We start from the raw sequence: 24,246 nt of genomic DNA, 5'->3' as shown, positions 1-24,246 counted from the left end.
GATTCTCTTGAATAATTCAAGTTCTTTACTTTTCCGACAAAGCCAATGTAATTCCTAATACTGTTAAAACAACTATTTTGCTCCATTTGGTGATTTTCCAAAAGGCTTGACTATTGACATATTTGGTGAGTTTACCAGCTAGCATTGCAATACTACTAAAAACAATAATCGCTTGTGTCATAAAAATCAAGCCTAAAATAATCATTTGTACAGTTACATTTATACCATTTGGACTAATGAATTGTGGTAGAAAAGCAATAAAAAACAAGGATACTTTTGGATTAAGTACATTCATTAAAAAACCTTTTTTGAGGAGCGGAAGAACTCCTTTTTTTACCGTGGTTTCTGAACTATTAAAATCAATTGTTACATTATTTTCTTTGGTCGCTTGAAAGGCAAGATAAAACAAATAAATGGCACCTAAATATTTAATTACTGTAAATGCGATTGCAGATTGTTGAATAATTATTGATAGACCAGTCGCTGCGGCTAAGGTATGCACTAAAACTCCAATTCCTAAACCGAAAGATATTGCCACGCCATTTTTCTGACCTTTTGTGAGACTTTCTGTTAACACAAAAATATTGTCTGGACCAGGCATTAAAGCCAATAAAACAGAAGCTGTTAAAAATGATAAGATTAATTCAATTTCCATGATTACATTTAAAAAACGGAAAGTTAGTCATTTGTATCAAGATTCAAAGATGAAATAGTTAAGCAATCAAGTTTCAGTTTTATAAAAGTATTGATTTAGCTGATGTAGATATAATTTATTTTCTCATTAACCGAATAAACACAAAAGAGAAGAAGATAAAAAATAACCAATCATTTATGCCATAAATAGAGTAGAAGACTCCAGCTAAGAGATTCTTTTCAAAAACAGCTGAAACGGAATGATTCAAATGCCATTGTAACCATATGAATCCATAAATAAATTTCTCAATGGCAAAAACCGCTACCAACCATTTTACTTGTTGATAGTTTTTAGCAATCGAGATATAGGCCAATCCCCAAATAAAAATCATCAGTAAACCAAAATTAGACATTACTGTTGTATCGAATTCTGCGATTACAGGATTAGTGAATAATTTTGAAAATATAAGCACTGAACTATTCGTAAGTCCAGCAAGTACAAACCCTTTGGAAATGGTATTATTGTTTATTGTCATCTTTTTTGTATATTTAATTTTTAATACCTTATGCTTCAATTAGAAAGTTCTAATTATCTAATTCAAATCACCATTTATTTTTTCCTTTTATAATGGTGCTGTGTAATTTGATTCATATAGGTTTTTGTTTCAATCAAATCAAAAGTAAGTTTTTGAGGTAACTCAGTAAACAATGAAGCTCCACCACCAAGTAAAATTGGAATAGTGGTTAGTATCATTTCATCGATTAAATCTTCTTTTAAGAAATTACGTATTGTCGTTCCACCATCTATATAAAGTTGGTGATATCCTTTTTCATGAATTTGACTTAAGATTTCTGCTAAAGTACCTTTTACTAAAAATGCTTTTCCTTTATGACTTTCAGGAATTTTCTCAAGAGTTGTGCTCAGTACAAATACAGGTTTTTCGTATGGCCAATCAACATCAAAACCTAGAACAGTTTCAAATGTTGTTCGGCCCATTACAAGTGCATCAATTTGAGAAGTAAACTCCACGTACCCCATATCATTGTTGTCAGGATTGGGTATCAGATTCAACCAATCAATTCCACCATCTTTGTCGGCAATGTAACCGTCAATACTTGTTGCGATAAAAACACTATTTTTTTTAATCATATTTATTTTGTTAGCATGAAATAGTTAAGATTATATAATCAATGATAAAATCCTTATTTAACCGACTTTCAGCACAATTTTTCCTTTGACTTCACCTTTTTTCTTTTAACTTACAAAGTCATCTCGAACGACTATGTCGGATAGATCTTAAAAATTAACATTAAACTGTTTTAGGATTATAATAAATTTGTCCAACTTCTTTGTGTAAGAGTTAGCTATATTCTTTAAAAATAAAAAATAGTCAAAATATTTCATGAGCTTATAAATTCATCACCAACTTTGATAAAGCACCCGGATAACCACGCTCAATAGCTAATTCCATGGAGAATTCATCAATTTCATTTTTTGAAACTGCTTCGAGTAAAAAGTTATTGAGGCTTTTCTTTTTCAGCAATGGAATGATTCCTTCTTCTTGAATTTTATCAATAATCTGATTGGCCACTGTTAATGCAGAGGAAGCTTTCACGATTTCGCTACGTGCGTAAGATTTGTATGGAAAACTCACTTCACCAACTCTTAAAGTAGCGTCATCACCAGGGATTTGTTGAGCGCCAAAAAGGGGAGGACCACCAACGGTTGCAGACGCAAAATCAGGAAGGTAATGGGCTACAGATGTAATCGCACTTTTGGTTCTTTGCTCAATGTCCTTCTCATCCCAACCTTTATCTAATTTCTGATTGATATCTGCTTTAAATTTAGGTTGTGCTTCATTTTTCTTAGCATGAATTAATCCATCTTTAAATAAAGTGATGTTTTGGGTCATTCCATGAATTTGATAATAATCGTCGCTATACGGCGTCAATTGCACCATTCCATTGGGTGTACCACGTTCTCCATGAAAAATAAGTTCTGGAATTAATCCTAAAATAGGCTGCCATTTGGAAACATAAGCCGCTTTAAATTCAATTAAACGCTCGTTTTTGATGTGTAAGGATTCATCGAATTGTCCTGTTTTGAATCCGCATGAATTGACCAAGTAATTCACTTTAAAAACATCATTTTCTGTGTGAATTTCCCAGTTGTAATCTACTTTTTGATTACGAACATCTTTAATCGATTTAACTTCCGTATTTGTCTTTAATAAGCAGTTTTCAGATTTATTCAATGCCAATTGTGCTTGAGCAGCCAGTCTAAACAAATTCCAGCCATATTCTTGAACAATGCTAACGGGAGTTTTTAGTTTTTCGTAATCAATAAATTTGAGCGAATTGGTCATCCATTCATCAGCAGTACTTGGAATTTTAACTTCAGGTTTTTCAGCTAATGCTTTAATTTCTGCTTTTGAAAAGGATTTGAAATAATCTTCAGGAGCTCCTAAGATTTCATTTTCAGGATCTTCATCAATTAAACTTTTGTAATATTCAACCAACATCTCCAAACGACTTTGAATTTTGTTTACGTCGTATTTCTGAGTCTTCGGAATACTTATAAATGTTGGTCTTTTATCAATAGACTGAGGAAACAAACGCGCCATTTCAATAGATTGCTTCATTAAAATACGACACTGTTCATCAGAAATATCTGGATATAAATTTCCCCCAGCATGCAAATGACAAAAAGGGGGGCCGTTGACAACACTATTTTTTTGTTCAAACAAAACAGTTTCAACTCCATTTTTCGCCAATTCTAAGGCCGTAATAACACCTGAAACACCACCACCAATTACACCAACGTTATAAATTTTATTCATTTAAAAGAATGATTTTAAGTTGGCAAAATGGTCCACAACAATCGTTGGCTGATAATCTGCAATATTTTCATTGTAATTATAGCCGTAACTTACACCAATACTCTCCATTTGAGCATTTTTAGCTGCAAGAATATCATTTTTAGAATCTCCTACCATTATACTTTTTTCAATTGTCGAATACATTGAATTCACTAAGTGAACAAGTGGAAGGGCATTTGGTTTTTTCTCTGCTAAAGAATCTTCACCAATCCATAATTTAAAGAAATGTTTGATGTTTAATGTATCTAAAATTGGTTCGATAAATTTAAAAGGCTTATTGGTGCAAATCACCATTTTGTAAGCATTTTGATCTAAATATTCTAATGTTTCGAGTACACCGTCATACAAGAAAGTGTCTTTGCACGTAATGGATTGATATGCTTTTAAGTATATATCAAAAGCTTGATTGAAATCGATGAATCTCTCCGGATTTTGTTTTAAAGCTTCTGCCAATGCTCTTTTCACCAAGGGTTTGGCTCCATTTCCAATAAAAGGAGTCACTTGTTGAATACTTAACGGGGTCAAATCAAATTGCTTCAGCATACTATTAATTGCCAAAGTAAGATCAGGAATACTATTGATTAGCGTTCCATCAAAATCGAAAATAATGAGTTCTTTGCCTTTAAAATTCACAATATTTGTTTTGTTGCAAAGGTAAGGAATTATTGAGGGTAGAGTGTGGTTTATTATCGGGAATTATTGAGGAATAGATAGGATTCTTAAAAGAAGAAAATGATTAGAAATCCTATTATTGAAAATATGCAATTCTATTATCTGGTGTGGGTGTACCAGATGAATTGCTTTTGCTCAAAAGCAAAAGAGGTGAAAGGTGAATTCCCACTGGAGTTCGATTTTATCTCGTTTTAGGGAGTAGTGGTTGTTGGATTAAGAAATATTTGTAATTTTAAAGTTAGTGATAGTTAGGATTCAGACGACCACGAGAAGAATCTCGCCTTTACTTTGTATTCTTTTAATATGAAAATCTTGGGCCTTGTTTATAATTCTAATTTATAAAACATCAATTAACGCTTGTTTATCATAACTGTTTTCAACATTTTTATCAATATCTTCTTTAATAGCGTCAAGCTCCTTTTTTATCGTTGATTTGTTTAGTTCTGAAATATTTGGGTTTTCACATATAAATTGCAAAGATTTAATCAATACGTACATTACAGAGTTGTCGTGTTTGGCATACAAACGTATGGGTTGAATAATCATTCGCATCATTTCCTTAGCAGTAATTTTAAAATCGGTAATGGTAATTTTATCATTAATTACATATCGAGAATTCGATTCTGGAAATTCTAAGTAGAGGTTGAGTAACTGACCAATTTTATTAATTGCATTTATTGCCGTTCCGGGATCATTTATACCTGGTGACATTGCTTTAACCGCTACTTCCATAAGTTTAATTAATCCTGTTTCATTATTCTCTCCTGCATGACGGTCCGGTGAAATATCAAAGCAGAAAAGTAAATTTTCCAACTCATCTTCGTCAATAAAATTTTTCACCTTCAATACAGGCATACCTTTCCAGATGTGCTGATTAACATAAGGAAGTATGATAATATGATTTCCTTTTTCTCTGATCGATTTTGTAAGTAATGAAACATCAAAACTTCTGTAATAACCCGTTCTATCAATTTTTATCGTTGTCCAATCCTCCGAATTTTGAGTATTGGTAACGATTTTATTCTCTTTTTGTTTTTTCAATTCGGCATCCAAAAAACATTTTGTACCATCATAAATCTTATCAATAATATTATGAATTTGAATCGCAACAGAAATGCTATTGATGAAATAAACGAATAAACCTATACATATTAAACTAGCAATAGCGGCCAACATTGTTGAAAGTCCAAGTGAATCAGCATCAACTCCGTAAGCACCTAAAGCTGTAAATGAAATGATACAAAAAAGCAAAGTACCGATGTAAAATCCAAGTATAATTTGATGTCTTACATTAGAAACTAAACTCGGTAATAATCGTGGTGAAAAGCTTGAAGAAGCTTGGTTTAAAACAACCATCACCATCGAAAAACTAAAAACAGTTAAAGATAAAATTCCACCAATTATTGTAGATAAAATCGCCCTTGCTGTTTCATAGTCTTTGATAAATAAATAAGGAACTTTTTCCTTAATTGAATTAATGAACTCGGTATTTTCTACATTAATACTAATGATCGCTAGGATAAAAAATATTAAGCTGATTAAGACCGGAAAAAAGGCAATACTTTGCGTAATTACAATGTATTTTTGCTTTAAGAATTTAATTGTTTTTTTTAGCATCTAGTTGTTTAAGTATAAAATGTTGTATTTGAAAATCATATTTATAAAAATACCTTTCTCGTTTCATAAATCAAAGATTTAAGGTTTAGGAATGAACTTATACTTGTGAAATACATGATTAAGTAGTGTTTTTGTAAGGAAATGACACACTTTCGCTGTAAAAAGTCAGTAGGGATATAGAATTATTAGGTTTGGTCTTAAATGAAAAAAGGTTGATTTGAAACCTAAAACTACTGTCCTAGTGATTCAAATCAACCTTAATTTTGAGTTGTAGATTCTTAAATACTCTCTACAAATGCTTTAAATACTTCTTTATGACGTTCTAAATCCATGTTTCCTGAAAGTGAAACACGTGCAATGTAATCTTTATCGCCTTCTTTTGTAGTTCCTTGAGTTGATGTCGCTGGAATTGTCCAATAACAACCTTTCAACTGACCATAACTCACACAGTACTTACTTTCGTCCGGTATCTCAGTAATCATCATATTAATGAGTTTCAAGTTTAATTCACGTTTGTAAGCTTCCTTTTCTTCTGGAGTATTTCCTTTAGTTGGAAGATCTAATGAGAAAACAGAAGGAGTGAAGTCTTCTTTTGCTAATTCCTCAGAAACAAAGTTGATTTTTGCTTCAGGCAGAACCTCTTCAATAAAGTTTACAAATTTACGTGTGTTTTCGTATGCTGACTTTATTCTAGCGTTCATTGATGGCATTTGTTCAGCTAAAACTGAATATTGTAATGCTGTCGCTTCGTTATCACATAAAGTTAAATGTGTTTCAATCTTATCTAATAAATCATCCGTTTTAGCATTTCCAATACAATATCCTGCTGTACATTTTCCTCCACTTGGGAATTTTGAACCACTAGCATAAGAAATCGTTCTTACTTCAGATAAAATTTCACCTTCTCCTAAAAAGTGAACGTTTGGGCAAAATGTTTGGTCTAATATGAAAACTGGATCAATTGCGATGTCTCCGTTCTTTGTTTTACGTTCTTTCTTTAAAGCCGCTTTTAAATCTTCTAAAACAGGAACTTCAACACGTGGGTTAGTTGGAATTTCAGCGATGATGTAAGGAACAGCATCCATTTCAGCAATTTCTTCCAATACTTTGTCAGTACTGCTCACCATATCATTTTCACCGTCAACAGGTAAGTCAACAACTTCTACATTGTCTAAACAAGCAGCAACTCTTCTCGCTTGATCATTGGTTCCACCATAACAGTTTGGAGGAACAATAAATTTAATCTCTTTCCCTTTATGATTTTCTAATGCGTCATCTACAAGTCCCATCATTATAGCATATTGCATAGATAATCCACTTGAGGCAAATAATGCTTTTGAATTAGATCCCGCAATTTTTTGTAAAGTCTTCACAACAGCTTTTTTATTCTCCTTTAAAGCTGATTGATCAACATTCTCAGTTTCTTGACCAAGAATCAATTGAATTGCCTTGTAAGAATCTGCTGGCGTCATAGAAATCGTTTCTCTTCTACGTACATGTTGAATTGCAGAAATATACGCTTCATTCTTTTCACCGTTAACGATAATAATACTTCCTAATTCGTCATACAAACTCAAGTGAAAGTCAACATTTGCTGAAAGATCAAACTTAGCACTCACTTTTGATTCATTCGATACCAATATCGTACTTCCTTCAAAAGATTTAAGTTCGCTTAAGTCATTTATTTTGTTTAACTCAAAATTATAACCGTAAACTGATTTAATTAATTCCGCATCAAATGATTCAGGAAGGTGATCAGTATAAACAATCTGTGTTTTTTTATTATCCAATAAATTTGTTCTCAATACTGCTAAAATTGGAGTAACAGCAGAAGAGAAACTTATAACTTGGTCAGATTCAAGATTGTTTAGTTTGGCAATTGTCCATTCTAAAACTGTTGACAAAGGATGTCCTAATCTAATATAATCGTAGGCGGTTGGTAAAATCTTAAGCGCCGAGTTGTCGAATGTGTTGTTTTCAAATAATGTCTCAAACTGCTCCAAAAACTGTGTTTTGGCCAATTTCTCTTCGTAAATATCTAGTCTGTGCGTTGTCAATTTAATCCAGTCCTCTGGCATGTTTTTAACAACATTTTCTACGTAAGTAAGTATTTTTTTGTCTTCCATTTTAATCGATTTTAGATCGGTCGACAATATACAATTTATGCAATTATTATAGGGTATAGAGTAGCTTAAGATTTTGATATTTGCATTTATTTAACCCTTTTAGAACAGATTTTAGTTTTAAAAATCAAACAACAATACAGCAAGACTTATCAATATTGATAAAACTTTCCTGCATTGCTGAGTGAGATAAGTACGCTCTAATCTTTGTAAATCACAGGATTTGGTTCACGAAGGTTATACTTTGATGACATTACCTCTCCATAAGCACCTGTACTGTGAATCTTAATGAAATCACCACGTTTTGTTTCTTTGAGTTGAACGCGCTTACCAAAGCAATCAGATGATTCACAAATTGGCCCTACAACATCATAAAACTCAACTTCATTTGAAGTGGAAGTAAGATTTTCAATGTTATGATAAGCTTGGTAAATCGCTGGACGAATTAATTCAGTCATCCCAGCATCTAAAATAGCGAAGTTTGTTTTGATTCCTTTTTTGATGTAGAGTACTTTAGAAATCAAGCTTCCACAATTAGCAACGAGCGAACGTCCCAACTCAAAATGAATTTCTTGATGAGGAAAAGGCTCTAAAAATTGATTGAAAACTCCAAAAAATAATTCGAAATCCGGAATTGGATTAGCTTCTGGTTCGTTGTAATCAATTCCTAAACCACCACCTAAATTGAGGTGTTTAATCTCTATGTTTTGTTCTTTAAACCATGTATTTAACTCATTCACACGAATACAAAGGTTCTTAAAAGGTGTCATTGATGTGATTTGAGAACCAATGTGAAAATGTAAACCTGTAAGCACTATATTTTCCAGCTTAGGCAGTATATCGATGATATTTTCTAATTCCCAACTATTGATTCCAAATTTATTTTCTTCTAAACCTGTTGTTATATATTTATGAGTCTTTGCATCAACATTAGGATTCAGGCGTAAAGCAATTTTGGCAATCTTATTTTTAGCTTTCGCCAATTCATTTATCACTTCAATTTCTTCAATTGATTCACAATTAAAAGCGAAAATGTCATTGTCTAATCCAATATTAATTTCCTCGTCAGATTTCCCTACACCAGCAAAAGCAATTTCAGCAGGAGCAAAGCCCACTTCTAAAGCACGTAGAACTTCATTTCCACTAACACAATCTGCACCAAAACCTAATTCTTTTATCGGTTGTAAGATTTTGGTATTTGTATTTGCTTTTAATGCATAATGAATATGATAATTATACTTCTGTGCGTTGATTTTCGCATCTTCTAAAGTTTCATTTAGCAATGCTAAGTCGTAATAATAGAAAGGCGTCTTTTGCTGTTTAATGTTCTCTAAATTCATTTTCTACTGATTAAAAAGTCCATTATTCAATGCAATCATTGCTTCTTTCTTGTATTTCGTTTCAATTACGATAGAAACGTTATGCTGACTTCCTCCATAGGATACCATACGAATAGGAATTTCCTTCAAGCTGTCAAACACTTTATTTCCAGATCCTTTCTGTTCTTGAGAGAAGTGTCCAACAACACAAACAATGGATAAGTTTTCATGAATTGAAACTTCCCCTAAATAGCGTAATTCTTCATGGATGGCAGCCAAATTACTGTTATCATCAATGGTTAATGATACTGCAACTTCTGATGTTGTAATCGCATCAATCGGCGTTTTGTAACGTTCGAAAATATCAAATATCTTTCTTAAAAAACCGTAGGCCAGAAGCATTCTTCCCGACTTAATATTGATGGCTGTAATACCATCTTTTGCTGCAACAGCAGTAAATTCACGTTCTCCAACTTCCTTTTCGATACGTGTTCCTTCTTGTTCAGGATTTAAGGTATTTTTCAATAAAATTGGAATGTTATTAATTTGTGCAGGGTAAATACTTGCCGGATGCAATATTTTTGCTCCAAAATAAGCCAACTCGGCAGCTTCATCGTATGATAAGTGCTGAATAGAGTAGGTGTCCTCAACAACTCTAGGGTCGTTGTTATGCATCCCGTCTATGTCTGTCCAAATTTCAATTTCTTCTGCTTTTACTGCAGATCCGATTAGTGCAGCTGTATAATCACTACCACCACGTTTTAAATTGTCTATTTCACCAAAAAAGTTTCTACAAATGTATCCTTGTGTGATGTATAATTGACAATCACATAGACTTAATTCACGTTGTAAATTGTGTTGGATATAGAAATTATCTGGCTCTAAATCTTTATCAATTCTCATGAAATCTAAGGCCGAAATCAAACAAGAAGAAGCCCCTTTTTCTTCAAGATAAAGTTGGAACATTGCTGTAGAAAGTAACTCACCTTGCGCTAGAATCGTCTTTTCTTCATGCATGGTAAATAAATCCTCTGTAAATGAATCAATATGGTTGAAATGACTGTTTACCAATTCTTTGGCCTTTTCTAATTGAGTCTTTGATTGAAGTAGGTTTTCAATATAGTTCTGATAGTGTTTTCGTAATTCTACAATAATTTCCTTAACAGCGCTTCTTTCATTTTTATACAAATGATCAACGATTTCTGTAAGTGAATTTGTAGTTCCACTAATGGCTGATAAAACTATAATTGCATTCTCATTTTTAATGATTTCAGCAACTTTTTGCATGCGTTCCGCACTTCCTAATGAAGTACCTCCGAATTTTATTATTTTCATGATCTTTGGAATGTACTGCAAAACTACTGATATCTACCTAAAATAATAATGTGTAGAAGATTTTTTTAGTATGAATTTGACTATTCTTTTATTGCTAAAAATAAAACTCAACTAACTAATTGTATTTGAGTTGTTAACTGTTCGAATAGCTAAATAAAAGAATGTATCATTTAATTAATCTTATTCACTTCTTGTTTAATGGAACATTTTTTGGAATATTTGTGATTAACCATGAGAAATAAGCTGCTTATCATCTTTACCTTTTTCGTCTTTCAAGCTGTTGGACAAGACTTGTCAGGAAACTGGACTGGAATAATCATTTCAAATAACCAAACCCCAAAGACTTCAGATGTAATTTATCTTAAGATTGAAGATGAAGGAAGTCAATTTACTGGTTTAACGAGAATTGAATTATTGGATGACACTGAATTCGCTGTAAAATCTTTCGAAGGAAGTATTGAGGATAAAGAGATTTTTCTAACAGAGAAATATGGTCGACGCTCTTCTAATTCACGAAAATCACCGATTTGTAAATTGAATTATACCTTGGTTTATGATGATTCTTTGGCCTATCTCAAAGGAAGCTATCAAAGTTCAGATTGTAGACATAATAGTGGAGAAGTGGTGTTTTTCAGGTCTGATCACGAATTAAATTTGGAGGACAATCCAGGTTCTACACATTTATGGAAACATCATTTTGTACGTTCCTACTTAAAAGGTTATCCAGCTCCAGAGGTAATGAAAAGTATACAAGCCAATTTTAAGTTTCAACCTATTTATTTTGATCACGACAAATCAGAAATCAAACCTGAGTTTTATGAATACCTTAATGAAATGGCGATGGTTTTAGACGGAATCCATGATTTGAGAGTAGAAATTACAGGACATACTGATGCTGTAGGTACTGATGATTACAATATTGGACTCTCTGAACGACGTGCAAAATCAATTCGTGATTATTTTAAGTCCCAAGGAATCGAAGCTGAAAAATTGGAAATAGATTTTAAAGGAAAGAGACAACCCATAGATTCAAACAGAACCAAAGAAGGGAAACAACGCAATAGAAGAGTGAATTTTAAATTTATCTAAGCGAATTTAACCTTGTTTATTTTCTTCAATTACCTCAAGAATTGAAGTGAAGGTATTGGATTGAACGATTTCTAGCTCATTTTGATCAAACCAACGAACTTCTGTTATGCCTTCCTCAGCTTGAGGAGTAACATCTGTTTCATGACTAGTCATTTTATACCAATAAGTTTTTTTGATAAAATGCTTTTCATAAGCAAAATAAACATGATAAGTAGGGGAGAGTTCTCTATTGATTTTTAATTCATTAATTCCACATTCTTCTTGAATTTCACGAATTGCACCACTTTCAGGAGATTCACCTTCTTCGATTTTACCTTTTGGGATATCCCAAAACCCGTTCCTTAGGATGAATAATTCTTTTTTTGTTTTATCGTTTTTTACAATACCTCCCGCTGCTTCAATCCATTTAAATTCCTTAAAAAAATTCTTCATCGCATGAAGAGGATCTGGACTGAAAACCGTGATTGTTTGAGTTTTGGAAATTTCCTTGATATCAGTTTTGAAGCTTTCAAATTTATCCTTCGAGAGAATTGGTAAATACTGCTTTGGTAGATTACAACTAAAGTTTAAATCTTTTTGAAAGCAAATAGAGATATTATCGACAAAAACTTTATACATTTGTGATTATGATTAATGATATTGATAATGCTGCAAAGATAGCAGAATATTTATTGCAGATAAAAGCGATTAAGCTTCAACCAAATGACCCATTTACATGGTCTTCAGGATGGAAATCACCAATATATTGTGATAACCGTAAAACACTTTCTTACCCACAAATCAGAACGCATATTCGACAAGTTTTCTCAAAGGCAGTGCTTGAAGAGTATGGAAAACCAGATATTATTGCTGGTGTTGCAACTGGGGGTATTGCTATGGGTGCATTAGTGGCACAAGAGCTGGGTGTACCTTTTGTTTATGTTCGTTCTTCTGCAAAAGGACATGGATTAGAGAATATGATCGAAGGTGATTATTCAACAGGTTCTAATGTAGTTGTTATCGAAGATTTAATTTCAACGGGAGGAAGCAGTTTAAAGGCTGTTGAAGCATTAAGAAGTGCAGAGTTGAATGTTAAAGGTGTTATTGCGATTTTCAACTATGGTTTTGAAACAGCAACCAAAGCCTTTGAAGAAGCTAAGTGTCAACTAAATGTTTTATCAAACTATGAAGTGATGATAGACATTGCCTTAAAACAAGGTACGGTGACAGAAAAGGATATGGATTCTCTAAAAAAATGGAGAGTTTCTCCTGAAACTTGGGGGTAATAATTTAAGAATATTATGAAAATAGACAGTAATAAATCAATTGTTAATGCACCAATAGAAGAGGTATTCGCTTTTTTACAGAATACAGAAAATATTGGAAAACTACTTCCAGAAAATGAAGTAAAGGATTTTAGAGGAACAGCAACAGAATGTTCTTTTAAAGTTCAAGGAGGAATCACAATCTCTTTAGTACAAAGTGATTTAAAACCAAATAATGAAATTAGAATGACATCTGGTGAAAAATCACCTTTTCCTTTCAAGCTTTCTGTATTACTAAGCGATGCAGATGGAAAAACGGAAGGTTTTATCGCTTTTGATGGAGAAGTGAACGCTTTTTTAAAAATGATGGTCAAAAAACCATTAACCAATTTGTTTAATCACATGACAGGTGAATTAAAACAAGTTTTTGAATCTTAACTTATTTTGTTGCAAATCTTTGACGTGAATTTTATGTTTATTTATTGAAGGTTTGCATCATTTTATTCTTTTTAAGTAGCAAATGAAAGATAAACAACAAAATTCAAGTTTATTAGATATTAACAATACTCCAAGAAGTATTGTCATGTTGATGGATTTTATTGTTTTCATTGCTGCATTAACACTTGCTTACCTAATCCGTTTTGATTTTTATACCGATTCAGAAACGATAACAAAAGAATGGGGATACATCAAAGATGTTCTTCCTTTTGTCATTTTACTTAAACCGGTTGTTTTCTTTCTCTTTAAGATTCATAAAGGACTTGTAAGGTTTACCTCTTTAGCAGATGTAAAAAGAATTTTCTTTGCATTATTAACCTACAGTTCAATTATTTTCGTTGCTGGTTTAGTAAGGTATATCTTTGTAGACAACCGATTTATTTTACCCAATTCAATTATTATTGTTGAGTTTTTGGTTTCTCTTTTATTTATGATTGGTTTCAGATTCACTGTTAAAGTTATATACTTTGAAATGAATAAACCAAAGGATGCTAAACGTAAAAATATTCTAATTTTTGGAGCAGGTGTTTCTGGTTTAATTACCAAAAGAACGATTGAAAAAGATCCAAATTTTAATTCTAAAATTGTTGCTTTTTTAGATGACAATAAAAACCTTGAAAGTAAAAGGCTAGAAGGAACTTCAATTTACAAAACTGATAACCTCGAACGTTTAATTGATAAATACGATGTCACAGAACTTATTGTCGCAATTCAAGAGCCTAATAAAGCGGTGATTTCAAGTATTGTTGAAATTTGTCTTGAAAAAGAAGTAGAAGTTAAGCGTGTTCCTAGTTTTAAGAAATGGATTAATGGTGAGTTTAGTATTAATCAAATACGAAAAATAAACATTGATGATTTATTAGGTAGAGAACCAATAAACTTAAATGTTGAAGGTGTAAAAAACCAAATCAAGGATAAAGTTATTCTTATTACTGGAGCCGCTGGTTCAATAGGAAGTGGAATCACCAAACAAGTTGTTCATTATAGTCCGAAAAAATTGATACTCTTAGATCAGTGGGAATCTGGATTATATGATTTACATATAGATTTAATAGCAGCTGGATTAGCTGATAATGTTGAGATTGTAATAGGAAGTGTTCGTGATAAAGATCGTATGGAAAACTTGTTTGATCAATTCAAGCCATCAATTGTTTTTCATGCTGCAGCCTATAAACATGTACCATTGATGGAAGGTAATCCGTCTGAATCAGTATTAACTAATGTTCTCGGAACTAAGGTTATTGTAGATTTATCTGACCATTATAAGGCTGAGAAAATGGTAATGATTTCAACAGATAAGGCTGTAAATCCAACCAACGTGATGGGCGCATCAAAAAGGATTGCAGAGATTTATGCTCAGAAAATCAATGAGACATCTCAAACTCAATTTGTAACAACGCGATTTGGAAATGTTTTAGGCTCAAATGGATCTGTAATCCCATTGTTCAAGAAGCAGATTGACCAAGGCGGACCAATCACCGTTACTGATGTCAATGTAACCCGCTACTTTATGACTATTCCTGAAGCTTGTCAATTGGTATTAGAAGCTAGTGCCATGGGGAATGGAGGGGAAATCTTCGTTTTTGATATGGGAGAGCCAGTAAAAATTGTTGATTTAGCCAAGAAAATGATTCGTCTTTCTGGATTAGAATACGGTAAAGATATTGATATAAAAATCTCAGGCTTAAGACCTGGTGAAAAGCTTTATGAGGAGTTGTTGGCCAATGAAGAAAATACGTTACCAACGCATCACAAGCAGATTTTAAGAGCACAAAATTGTCCGGCACCTGCCAATATAATAAGTGAGATCGAAGCCTTAATTGGGTTGTTTAAAAAACAAAACAACGAGGAAATCGTAATAAAAATGAAACAAATAGTTCCTGAATTTTTAAGTAACAATTCAGAATTTACAAAACTAGATAAATGATTAAACCAGCAAGAATACAAGTAAGATTTGCAGATTGTGACATGATGGGGCACGTAAATAATGCAGTATATTTAAGTTATTTTGAACAAGCAAGAATGCATTATTTTGAACAATTAGTTGGTTCAGAATGGGATTACCAAAAACAAGGAACTTTATTGGTTAAGAATGAATTAACTTATCTAAAGCCGGTTTTTTTACATGATTTCCCTGAAATCTCACTTCATTTGATTGAAGTTGGAGGTAAAAGTTTTACTTTCGGATATGAGGTTAGAGTTGATGGAGAACTTAGAACTACAGGCGCTTCAAAACTAGTATGCTTTGATTTTAGAAGTAACAAGAGTGTTGAAGTATTTCCAGAATTAATTGAAGCATTTAAAAAATTAGACGATAAAACATGATGAGATTTGGATTTTTAGTATTGATTTTAATATTTTCGACAGGAGCCTTTTCACAGATTAACGGGATAAAAAGAGGTCCTTGCTTTGAAAAGTCAGCCGAAAGACTTGGAAAAAAATATGTCGCATGGGAATGTGATGAACGAGACGATATTGTCGATTGTAATCAAAACTTAGAATCTGATCCAGGATCAAATCTCGTTTTTTCAAGAGAATCTGGAAATCCATTTACCGGAGAATGTGAAACTTGTCACAACAATGGTTTACGTCAGCGTTTAGTGAAGTTTTCTGGAGGAAAAGTAAATGGAATCGATACAACATTTTACAAATCTGGTTGTCCACAAGTTGTGCGTAATCATATTGATGGTGTAGAAAATGGTCAGTGGACTTTTTATAATGACACAAGTGGATTAGTTGCTTGGAACATTAATTATTCTAATGGTGAAAAGCATGGTCAATCAATTTACTACCGTCAGGTAAAGACGGGAACAGAAAAGTTCAAATTGGTCATTGACAATGTCGATAAGTTCATTGAATACCCTGTTTTTGAAAATGATACATTTAAGATTGAAAACTATAGCAATGGAATATTAAATGGTCCGAAAATCGATTTTTATGCAGATTCAAAAGTAAAAACAGAAATCAACTATAAAGACGGATTGTTTGATGGAGCATATACACAATATGATGGTGAGGGAAATGTCTTGCAAGAACGCCTTTACGAAGAAGGGAAGAAAACAGGAGATTGGAAATTTTATTATAACGATGGAAGCCTTCTAAAAACGGAGACATGGGAAGATGATGTAAAGAATGGCGTTTTTAAAACCTTCTTTATACAAGGTCACATTCAAACTTTAGAAACCTATAAAAACGGAATGAAACATGGTGAATTCATGGAGCGTTTTCCGGATGACAAATTAAAAATGGAAGCCCTTTATAAAAAAGATGAACTCATAGAGAAACATGTTTATGATAAATATGGCAATGAAATTGAAACTTTCGGTGGTGACGGACCAACAGAAGGAAATGAGGATGACGAAGTTCCAAATGCTAAATCCAAAAAATGGTGGCAATTCTGGAAATAGTCCAAACCATTAAACCAAACAAATTTTAATGAATAAAGATTCAAACTTAGCAGTACTGATTGATGGAGATAATATTCCAAGCAGATACATCAAGGAAATGATGGAGGAAATAGCCAAATATGGTACACCTTCAATCAAACGTATATATGGAGACTGGACAAAACCACATTTATCGAAATGGAAAACGCTTTTATTAGAAAATGCCATACAACCTATACAACAGTATGGTTATACCCAAGGTAAAAATGCAACAGATTCAGCAATGATAATTGATGCCATGGATATTTTATATGGCGGAAAAACAGATGGTTTTTGTATTGTATCTTCAGATTCAGATTTTACAAGACTTGCGACTAGATTGCGTGAGTCAAGTCAATTTGTAATCGGAATAGGAGAGGAGAAAACTCCAGAGCCTTTTATTGTTGCATGTGATAAGTTTATTTACCTAGAAATTCTAAAATCTGACGAAACAGATGAGAAGAAAGGGAAGACTAAAACAAAAACAAAGAAAACAGTTCAAAAAGTAACTCCAAAAATCACCCGATTAATTCGTCAATCTATTTATGATTGTGCTGATGATGATGGGTGGGCATTTTTAGGTGATGTGGGTTCATTGATCAATAAAAAACAACCAAATTTTGACCCTCGAAACTTTGGTTTTTATAAACTTACACCATTGATGGATGCTATTGGTACAGTGAAGATTGAGGAACGTCAAGCTCCAAATAGCCGTTCTAAACACATCTACGTGAAAAACATTTCAAGCAAGAAAAAACAATAGTTTTCGATAAATCATAATTATAGCTTGCGATTAAAGGCTTAAATTGCTATTTTCGCATTGCTTAGAAAAATTAATTTTAATTACAAAAAATAGACTATGGCCTTTGATATCGATATGATCAAAGCCGTTTATGAGCGATACCCAGAACGTATTGCGGCGGCAAGAAAGACAGTTAACAAACCTTTGACATTGTCAGAGAAAATCCTTTACACTCACCTATGGGATGGTGATGCAAACAAAGAATTCACGCGTGGTGGTTCTTATGTTGATTTTGCTCCAGATAGAGTAGCTATGCAGGATGCAACAGCGCAGATGGCATTATTGCAATTCATGCAAGCAGGTAAAGATAAAGTTGCTGTTCCTTCAACGGCCCATGCTGATCACCTTATTCAAGCAAAATTAGGTGCAACTAAAGATTTGCAAGAAAGTTTGAATAAGAACAATGAGGTATTTAACTTCTTAAGTTCAGTTTGTAATAAATATGGAATCGGTTTCTGGAAACCAGGAGCTGGAATTATTCACCAAGTTGTTTTAGAAAATTATGCATTTCCAGGAGGAATGATGATTGGTACTGATTCTCACACTGTAAATGCAGGTGGATTAGGAATGGTTGCAATTGGTGTTGGTGGTGCTGATGCTGTAGATGTTATGGCTGGTATGCCTTGGGAGTTGAAATTCCCAAAATTAATCGGTGTTAAATTAACTGGTGAATTAAATGGATGGACAGCTTCAAAAGATGTTATCCTTAAAGTGGCTGGTATTCTTACTGTAAAAGGAGGTACAGGTTGTATCGTTGAATACTTTGGTGAAGGTGCTAAATCACTTTCTGCAACAGGAAAAGGAACGATTTGTAACATGGGTGCTGAAATTGGTGCAACTACTTCTACATTTGGATATGACGATTCAATGCGTCGTTACCTTAAGGCAACTGGTCGTGCTGATGTTGTTGAGTTGGCTGATCAAGTTGCTGAACACTTAACAGGAGATGATGAAGTTTATGCTGAGCCAGAAAAATATTTTGACCAAGTTATTGAAATTAACTTGAGCGAATTAATGCCTCACGTGAATGGACCATTTACTCCAGATTTAGCTACGCCTATCGACAAATTAGGTGAAGTAGCGAAAAAAGAAGGTTGGCCTTTAGATATTGAATGGGGATTAATCGGTTCTTGTACAAACTCTTCTTACGAAGATTTAACACGTGCTGTTTCTATTGCTAAGCAAGCGGTTGACAAAAAATTAAAAACAAAATCAGACTTCGGTATTAATCCAGGTTCTGAACAAGTAAGATATACTGCCGAAAGAGATGGTCTTTTAAAAACTTTTGAAGATCTTGATGCGACAATCTTTACAAATGCATGTGGACCATGTATCGGACAGTGGGATAGAGCAGGTTCTGAAAAAGAAGAGAAAAATACAATTATCCACTCTTTCAACAGAAACTTCTCAAAACGTGCTGATGGAAACCCAAATACACACGCTTTTGTAACTTCTCCAGAATTAGTTGCTGCAATGGCAATTGCCGGACGTTTAGATTTCAATCCTTTAACTGATACACTGACAAATGCTGATGGTGAGGAAATTAAATTAGATCCACCAACAGGTACAGAGTTGCCAGCAGAAGGGTTTGATGTTGAAGACAATGGTTATCAAGAACCAGCAAAAGACGGAAGTGATGTTGATGTTGTTGTAAAAGATGACTCTGAGCGTTTACAAATCTTAACTCCTTTTGAAGCTTGGGATGGTGAGAACATTACAGGAATGAAATTGTTGATTAAAGCATTTGGTAAATGTACAACTGACCATATTTCAATGGCTGGACCTTGGTTACGTTACCGTGGTCACCTTGATAATATTTCAAATAACTGTTTAATCGGTGCTGTTAATGCATTCGGAAAAGCAACAAATGAAGTAGTAAACCAATTGACTGGTGAAAAAGGTGAAGTTCCTGCAACAGCTCGTGCTTATAAAGCAGCTGGAATTCCTTCAATCGTAGTGGGTGACCACAATTATGGTGAAGGTTCTTCTCGTGAACACGCAGCAATGGAACCGCGTCACTTAGGTGTTATGGCAGTAATTGTAAAATCTTTTGCACGTATCCACGAAACAAACCTTAAAAAACAAGGAATGTTAGGATTAACTTTCGCAAATGAGGCTGATTACGACAAAATTAAAGAAGACGATACTTTCAACTTCCTTGATTTAAATGAATTTGCTCCTAATAAGCAAATTACTTTAGAATTAGTTCATGCAGATGGATCTAAAGAAGAAATCAAATTAAATCATACTTACAATGAACAACAAATTGAGTGGTTCAAAGCAGGTAGTGCACTTAACTTGATTAGAAGAAAAGCAAACGCATAGTTTTTTAACTATTCTAAAAATTATATTTTAAATGCTGTTCCTTTATGGAGCAGCATTTTTTTTTGTACTCATTATGACTGAATTCATATTTTTCATTATCTTAATATAAGTTAACCACAAAAATCAATTTTAATGTATACAAATAATACCACCATCAAAACTTGGGCTGAAGAGGATAGACCTAGAGAAAAACTTCAAAATTCGGGAAGATCAGTGTTAACAAATGCCGAACTCATTGCCATAATTTTAGGTTCAGGATCACGAAGTAAATCTGCCGTAGATCTTGCAAAGGAAATTTTATCAGCCAACGACAATAGTCTCTATCAACTTGGAAAAATGGGACAAGCTGAATTAATGGAATTTCAAGGTATTGGAGAAGCTAAAGCAATTAGCATTATTGCAATGATGGAGCTCGGTAGACGTAGAGCAATTGCAGAAATTCCTAAAATCATAAAAATTAGACATGCCAAAGATGTTTATGATTTAGTAAAAAACAAATTTCAAGATTTAGAACATGAAGAATTTAGAGTGCTCGGTCTTTCGCGAAATAATACAGTTCTAGGAAATAAATTAATTTCTAAAGGAGGTAGATCAGGAACAGTTGCTGACGGGAAACTAATTTTTAAAGCATTATTAGATTTAAAAGCTTCTTCTTGTATTCTAATGCACAATCATCCCTCTGGAAAATTACTTCCAAGTAATCAAGATTTAGATTTAACAAAAAGATTAGCTCAATTTGGAAAACTGATAGATTTACCCATTTTAGATCATGTAATATTTTCAGATAATGGATTTTTTAGTTTTGTTGAAAATGGAAAACTATAATTCATTTTCTACCACTGGATAGGAGGCAAACTTTTAGATTTCAATATTTCATTGACTTGACTAAAATGTTTGTTTCCGAACCAATATCCACGATTGGCACTTAATGGAGATGGATGACCACTTGTTAAAATATGATGTTTGTCTTTGTCGATTAATTTAGCCTTTTTCTTTGCAAATCCTCCCCATAACAAAAAGATGATATTTTCCTTTTCATTGGAAATTCTACGAATCACTTCATCAGTAAATTTTTCCCAACCAAGTCCTAGATGAGAACCAGCCTTATGTGCTTCAACAGTTAAAGTAGCGTTGAGCAACAAAATACCTTGTTTTGCCCATCTTGATAGATCTCCATTATTAGGAAACGGAATATTCAAATCCTGATTAATTTCTTTAAAAATATTTAATAACGATGGAGGGGGAGCAACATCTTCATTAACTGAAAAACATAATCCATTGGCTTGTCCTATACCATGATATGGATCTTGTCCAATAATTACCACTTTCAATTCTGAAAAAGGAGTAAAATTAAATGCTGAAAAAATATGCTCTTTCTTAGGATAGCAAACCTTGCTTTCATATTCAGATTCAATTTTCAAAAGTAAATCTTGAAAATAAGGTTTAGAAATTTCGTGATTTAATTGAGCTTTCCAAGAAGAATTTAGTGTATCGATCATGTTACTACAGTTAATGATGAAGGATTACATTTTAAATTAATATTCAAGTTTTTAAAATTAACAGGTTCACCATCAATATGTCCCATACTGTTTTTTATTCTGATTTGCATTTCAGATGTTTTATAAAACTCAACATACTTTGAATGGTGAATTTGTCCTCGTAGGGAGGCGATCAATAAACCAATAAATGCAAAAGTTTGTGGCATTTTTACAATAACAACTTCAAATTGTCCGTCTTCTAGTTCTGAATTTGGAGAAATATAAAATCCATTTCCAAATTGAGAAGTATTGGCTACACTGCAAAATAACAAATCGGAAAATTCTTCTTTTTCATTGAGTATTACAGAAATGCCTTTGTAATTTCTAAATTCCTTGAGTACTAATTTGATATAACTTAAAAATCCACGCGAATGATATTCGTCAAATCTTTTGGCTATTAAAGCGTCAAATCCAAAACCAGAAACGCCAATGGCTTTTTTCTGATTCAATGTAACGGTATCAATATGCTTTAGCTTAAAAGTGTTCAACCTTTGTATTGATCTTTTTAATTTTAACGATAAACCAAGATGACGAGCAATACCATTTCCACTTCCAGTTGGTAAAATTGCTAATGAAGTAGAGCTGTTTATTAATGCTGTACCAGCTTCATTTACAGAGCCATCACCACCAGCAACACACACTATATCAACACCTTCTTCAGCAGCGGTTTTACTTAATAATCGTGCATGACCTCTATGTTCAGTAAAAAGAATTTTGTACGTGAAAATAGAATGATCCAAGTGCTTTTGAATCAAAGATGGTAGAATATTTTTTTCACCAATTCCCGAAATAGGATTAATTATAAAATGTATGCTTTTTTTCACTTTAACTTCATTGTGTTATTGATTAAGTCATGATTATATCGCTGAATTACACCTTTCAGTCGTTTGGTCATACTTTTATTAATTTCAGGGTAGAAAGATAGTGAATCATATTTCATTAATGTGTCAGATTTGTAATTATATAATGCAGTTGCTTTATTTTCTACAAAATTAAGTATGTAATCATCTTCAAAAAGTAAATATGAATTGGCAATATAATTCAATGAAAATGCTTCTTTTTGGTTGGTTTTAAAGAAGGAGTTTCCAAAAGCATATACATCCTTAGAATATCCTGTAAGGTCTAAAATTGACGGCATAATATCTATTTGATTAAATATTCTGTGATCAACTTTAGCTTTTAACTGATCACTTGGATCGAAAAATGCAATAGGAATTTGATACATTCCAATTCTTCTATTGTAGCGTGGAGTTGTTCCTGCTGGAGTGTGATCTGCACAAATTACAAAAACTGTATTTTCATACCAAGGCTGCTTTTTAGCTTCTTCAAAAAATAATTTTAAACTCATATCAGCATAAGCAATTGATTTTGCCATTGGATGTCTACCCGTTGGTAAATTATTTACATGCTCTTCGGGAACAAAATAGGGGTGGTGTGATGAAAGTGTGAAAAGTCCTGCTAAAAATGGTTCTTTTAATTCTTTCGTAATCGATTTAGCCGTCCAAGGCATAAAGTATTCGTCTAAAACTCCCCACGTTGCATCGGTATGATCTTCATTATTATATTCTTTTCTACCAAAATAATGGTCAAATCCAAGGTGTGCTGTGAAAACATCAAACTTCATTGAACCATTTGTCGCTCCGTGATAAAAAGCTGAAGTATATCCTTTCTCCTTCAATAATTGAGGTAAAGCACTAATGGAATTCGTACCATAAGATGATGAAATATAGGGATTATCCATTAAACTCGGGATGCCAGCAAAAATAGCAGGAACCGCTTCAATAGATTTCTTTCCATTTGCAAAAGCATTATCAAAATAAAGAGATTGATCTAATAGTGAATCTAAAAACGGAGTATACTCTTGATTTGACTTTTTTCCTAGCCATTCATTGCCAAAACTTTCCATGACCAACACCATAATATTTAGGTCTTCACGCAATTGATGTTGTGATGCTCCTTTATGTAAAGGTGTATAAATGTTCTCACTACCTTCAGGAAAAAAATCTACTTTAACCAAAGGTGATTTTCCAATGGTTTTGATAATTGAAAGCGGTGTATTGGCAACTAAAGCTGTTTTGTCAGGATCGGTAAGTTTGGAAACTGTTAACATATCCACCGGTCTATACCCAAATCCACCTCTACCTGCAACAAATAAAAGTGAAGGTACAATCAAAAAATTCAATACATCTACATATATATTTCTTGTTGAAGTAATGTTGTGTTCTGTCTTGTTATACATCCAGTTACTAATAATTATCATAACGATAAGTAGACCTATGAGCCACCAAAAATCCATGATGAATGTCGTGACAAGTTGATTCATATCATTCCCTGTGGTAACCATTGAGAAAAGATCAGAAGTACTTCTCTTGGCAGTAAACTTGAAATATTCAACATCCACAAGGTTAAGCGCTATTAAAATCGTATTTGTAATATGGAATAAGCCTTTTAAAAGTTTTTTAAACCAATTTTTTGAATAAAAATTAAAAGGAAGTAAGGATAGTATATAAAAAGGTAGTAGGTACATTCCCATGGTTACAATATCCATCCATATTCCATAAATGAAATCTAGCAAGCTAACAGAAGGAAAAGCATCCACATTTGAAAAATAAAATACACAGCGCGAAATACTCAACATGAGGAGTATAATTCCTAAACGTTTAAGAAGCTGAATGTCTTTAGATAAGATTAAAGAATTGCCTGTCATTAAATCTTTTGTTTCCTTTTTTTTATTAAAAACTAATTTG

Annotated in this window: 22 protein-coding genes; 9 read left to right on the top strand and 13 right to left on the bottom strand. The window is 32.9% G+C overall.

The features are described 5' to 3' along the window. Positions 1–25 precede the first annotated feature (25 nt). The 9 genes from DXU93_RS04775 to DXU93_RS04735 all read right to left on the bottom strand — a co-directional run bounded on the left by DXU93_RS04775 (position 26) and on the right by DXU93_RS04735 (position 10,578). Complete coding sequence (locus tag DXU93_RS04775) at positions 26–655, bottom strand: LysE family translocator (protein WP_116880117.1); 630 nt, start codon at positions 653–655, stop codon at positions 26–28. Between the two features lie 115 nt (positions 656–770). Continuing rightward, a complete protein-coding gene (locus tag DXU93_RS04770) occupies positions 771–1,169 on the bottom strand; it encodes a hypothetical protein (RefSeq protein WP_116880333.1) in 399 nt (132 codons plus the stop codon). Positions 1,170–1,243: 74 nt separating this feature from the next. Next, positions 1,244–1,783 carry a dihydrofolate reductase family protein gene (locus DXU93_RS04765; protein WP_116880116.1) on the bottom strand — a complete coding sequence of 180 codons (540 nt, stop codon included), beginning with the start codon at positions 1,781–1,783 and terminating at the stop codon, positions 1,244–1,246. A 259-nt stretch (positions 1,784–2,042) separates the two neighbouring features. Beyond that, the gene (locus tag DXU93_RS04760; protein ID WP_116880115.1) at positions 2,043–3,473 is read right to left on the bottom strand and encodes an FAD-dependent oxidoreductase; all 1,431 of its coding nucleotides are present in this window, start codon (positions 3,471–3,473) and stop codon (positions 2,043–2,045) included. After that, positions 3,474–4,145: a phosphoglycolate phosphatase gene (locus DXU93_RS04755; protein WP_165851335.1), complete on the bottom strand. Its 672-nt coding sequence runs from the start codon at positions 4,143–4,145 to the stop codon at positions 3,474–3,476. A 375-nt stretch (positions 4,146–4,520) separates the two neighbouring features. Then, positions 4,521–5,801 (bottom strand): DUF2254 domain-containing protein, encoded by a 1,281-nt coding sequence (locus DXU93_RS04750; protein ID WP_116880113.1) that lies wholly within the window; start codon positions 5,799–5,801, stop codon positions 4,521–4,523. 278 nt (positions 5,802–6,079) lie between these two features. Continuing rightward, the gene (locus DXU93_RS04745; RefSeq protein ID WP_116880112.1) at positions 6,080–7,927 is read right to left on the bottom strand and encodes a PLP-dependent aminotransferase family protein; all 1,848 of its coding nucleotides are present in this window, start codon (positions 7,925–7,927) and stop codon (positions 6,080–6,082) included. A 197-nt stretch (positions 7,928–8,124) separates the two neighbouring features. Then, the gene (lysA, locus tag DXU93_RS04740) at positions 8,125–9,264 is read right to left on the bottom strand and encodes a diaminopimelate decarboxylase (RefSeq protein ID WP_116880111.1); all 1,140 of its coding nucleotides are present in this window, start codon (positions 9,262–9,264) and stop codon (positions 8,125–8,127) included. Positions 9,265–9,267: 3 nt separating this feature from the next. Beyond that, positions 9,268–10,578, bottom strand: coding sequence for an aspartate kinase (locus DXU93_RS04735; RefSeq protein WP_116880110.1), 1,311 nt, complete (start codon positions 10,576–10,578; stop codon positions 9,268–9,270). Between the two features lie 231 nt (positions 10,579–10,809). Between DXU93_RS04735 and DXU93_RS04730 the strand changes: the two genes are divergently transcribed. Further along, complete coding sequence (locus DXU93_RS04730) at positions 10,810–11,667, top strand: OmpA family protein (RefSeq protein WP_116880109.1); 858 nt, start codon at positions 10,810–10,812, stop codon at positions 11,665–11,667. A gap of 6 nt (positions 11,668–11,673) precedes the next feature. Here the strand turns inward: DXU93_RS04730 and DXU93_RS04725 are convergent, their stop codons facing one another. Further along, the gene (locus DXU93_RS04725; protein WP_116880108.1) at positions 11,674–12,285 is read right to left on the bottom strand and encodes an NUDIX hydrolase; all 612 of its coding nucleotides are present in this window, start codon (positions 12,283–12,285) and stop codon (positions 11,674–11,676) included. Positions 12,286–12,293: 8 nt separating this feature from the next. Here DXU93_RS04725 and pyrE point away from each other — a divergent pair, with 8 nt between their 5' ends. From pyrE to radC, 8 genes are all read left to right on the top strand, one after another. Further along, positions 12,294–12,932 (top strand): orotate phosphoribosyltransferase, encoded by a 639-nt coding sequence (pyrE, locus tag DXU93_RS04720; protein WP_116880107.1) that lies wholly within the window; start codon positions 12,294–12,296, stop codon positions 12,930–12,932. 15 nt (positions 12,933–12,947) lie between these two features. Continuing rightward, entirely contained in the window at positions 12,948–13,349 is a 402-nt protein-coding gene (locus DXU93_RS04715) for an SRPBCC family protein (protein WP_116880106.1), read from the top strand. Positions 13,350–13,431: 82 nt separating this feature from the next. Continuing rightward, the gene (locus tag DXU93_RS04710) at positions 13,432–15,336 is read left to right on the top strand and encodes a polysaccharide biosynthesis protein (RefSeq protein ID WP_116880105.1); all 1,905 of its coding nucleotides are present in this window, start codon (positions 13,432–13,434) and stop codon (positions 15,334–15,336) included. Further along, the gene (locus DXU93_RS04705) at positions 15,333–15,734 is read left to right on the top strand and encodes an acyl-CoA thioesterase (protein ID WP_116880104.1); all 402 of its coding nucleotides are present in this window, start codon (positions 15,333–15,335) and stop codon (positions 15,732–15,734) included. Before DXU93_RS04710 ends, DXU93_RS04705 begins: the two co-directional genes overlap by 4 nt. Then, positions 15,731–16,816, top strand: a complete 1,086-nt coding sequence (locus tag DXU93_RS04700; protein ID WP_116880103.1) for a toxin-antitoxin system YwqK family antitoxin — start codon at positions 15,731–15,733, stop codon at positions 16,814–16,816. The genes DXU93_RS04705 and DXU93_RS04700 overlap by 4 nt, the downstream gene beginning before the upstream one ends. A 28-nt stretch (positions 16,817–16,844) precedes the next feature. Next, on the top strand, positions 16,845–17,597 hold the full coding sequence (locus tag DXU93_RS04695) for an NYN domain-containing protein (protein ID WP_116880102.1): 753 nt from the start codon (positions 16,845–16,847) through the stop codon (positions 17,595–17,597). A gap of 96 nt (positions 17,598–17,693) precedes the next feature. After that, positions 17,694–19,961 (top strand): aconitate hydratase, encoded by a 2,268-nt coding sequence (locus DXU93_RS04690; RefSeq protein WP_116880101.1) that lies wholly within the window; start codon positions 17,694–17,696, stop codon positions 19,959–19,961. Positions 19,962–20,093: 132 nt separating this feature from the next. Then, positions 20,094–20,786, top strand: coding sequence for a RadC family protein (gene radC / locus DXU93_RS04685; RefSeq protein WP_116880100.1), 693 nt, complete (start codon positions 20,094–20,096; stop codon positions 20,784–20,786). Positions 20,787–20,794: 8 nt separating this feature from the next. Here radC and ung read toward each other — a convergent pair whose 3' ends face one another. Genes ung through DXU93_RS04670 form a run of 3 tightly spaced genes read right to left on the bottom strand, consistent with a single transcriptional unit; the run spans position 20,795 to position 24,206 of the window. Next, the gene (ung, locus tag DXU93_RS04680; protein WP_116880099.1) at positions 20,795–21,460 is read right to left on the bottom strand and encodes a uracil-DNA glycosylase; all 666 of its coding nucleotides are present in this window, start codon (positions 21,458–21,460) and stop codon (positions 20,795–20,797) included. Next, positions 21,457–22,323, bottom strand: coding sequence for a diacylglycerol/lipid kinase family protein (locus DXU93_RS04675; RefSeq protein ID WP_116880098.1), 867 nt, complete (start codon positions 22,321–22,323; stop codon positions 21,457–21,459). Before DXU93_RS04675 ends, ung begins: the two co-directional genes overlap by 4 nt. Further along, entirely contained in the window at positions 22,320–24,206 is a 1,887-nt protein-coding gene (locus tag DXU93_RS04670) for an LTA synthase family protein (protein ID WP_116880097.1), read from the bottom strand. Before DXU93_RS04670 ends, DXU93_RS04675 begins: the two co-directional genes overlap by 4 nt. Positions 24,207–24,246 lie beyond the last annotated feature (40 nt).

It is taken from the genome of Brumimicrobium aurantiacum, from assembly GCF_003402975.1.
In the GTDB taxonomy this organism is placed as follows: Bacteria; Bacteroidota; Bacteroidia; order Flavobacteriales_D; family Crocinitomicaceae; genus Brumimicrobium; species Brumimicrobium aurantiacum.
The sequence above is the reverse complement of the archived record's forward strand: the minus strand, read 5'-3'. Positions and strand labels throughout refer to the sequence as shown.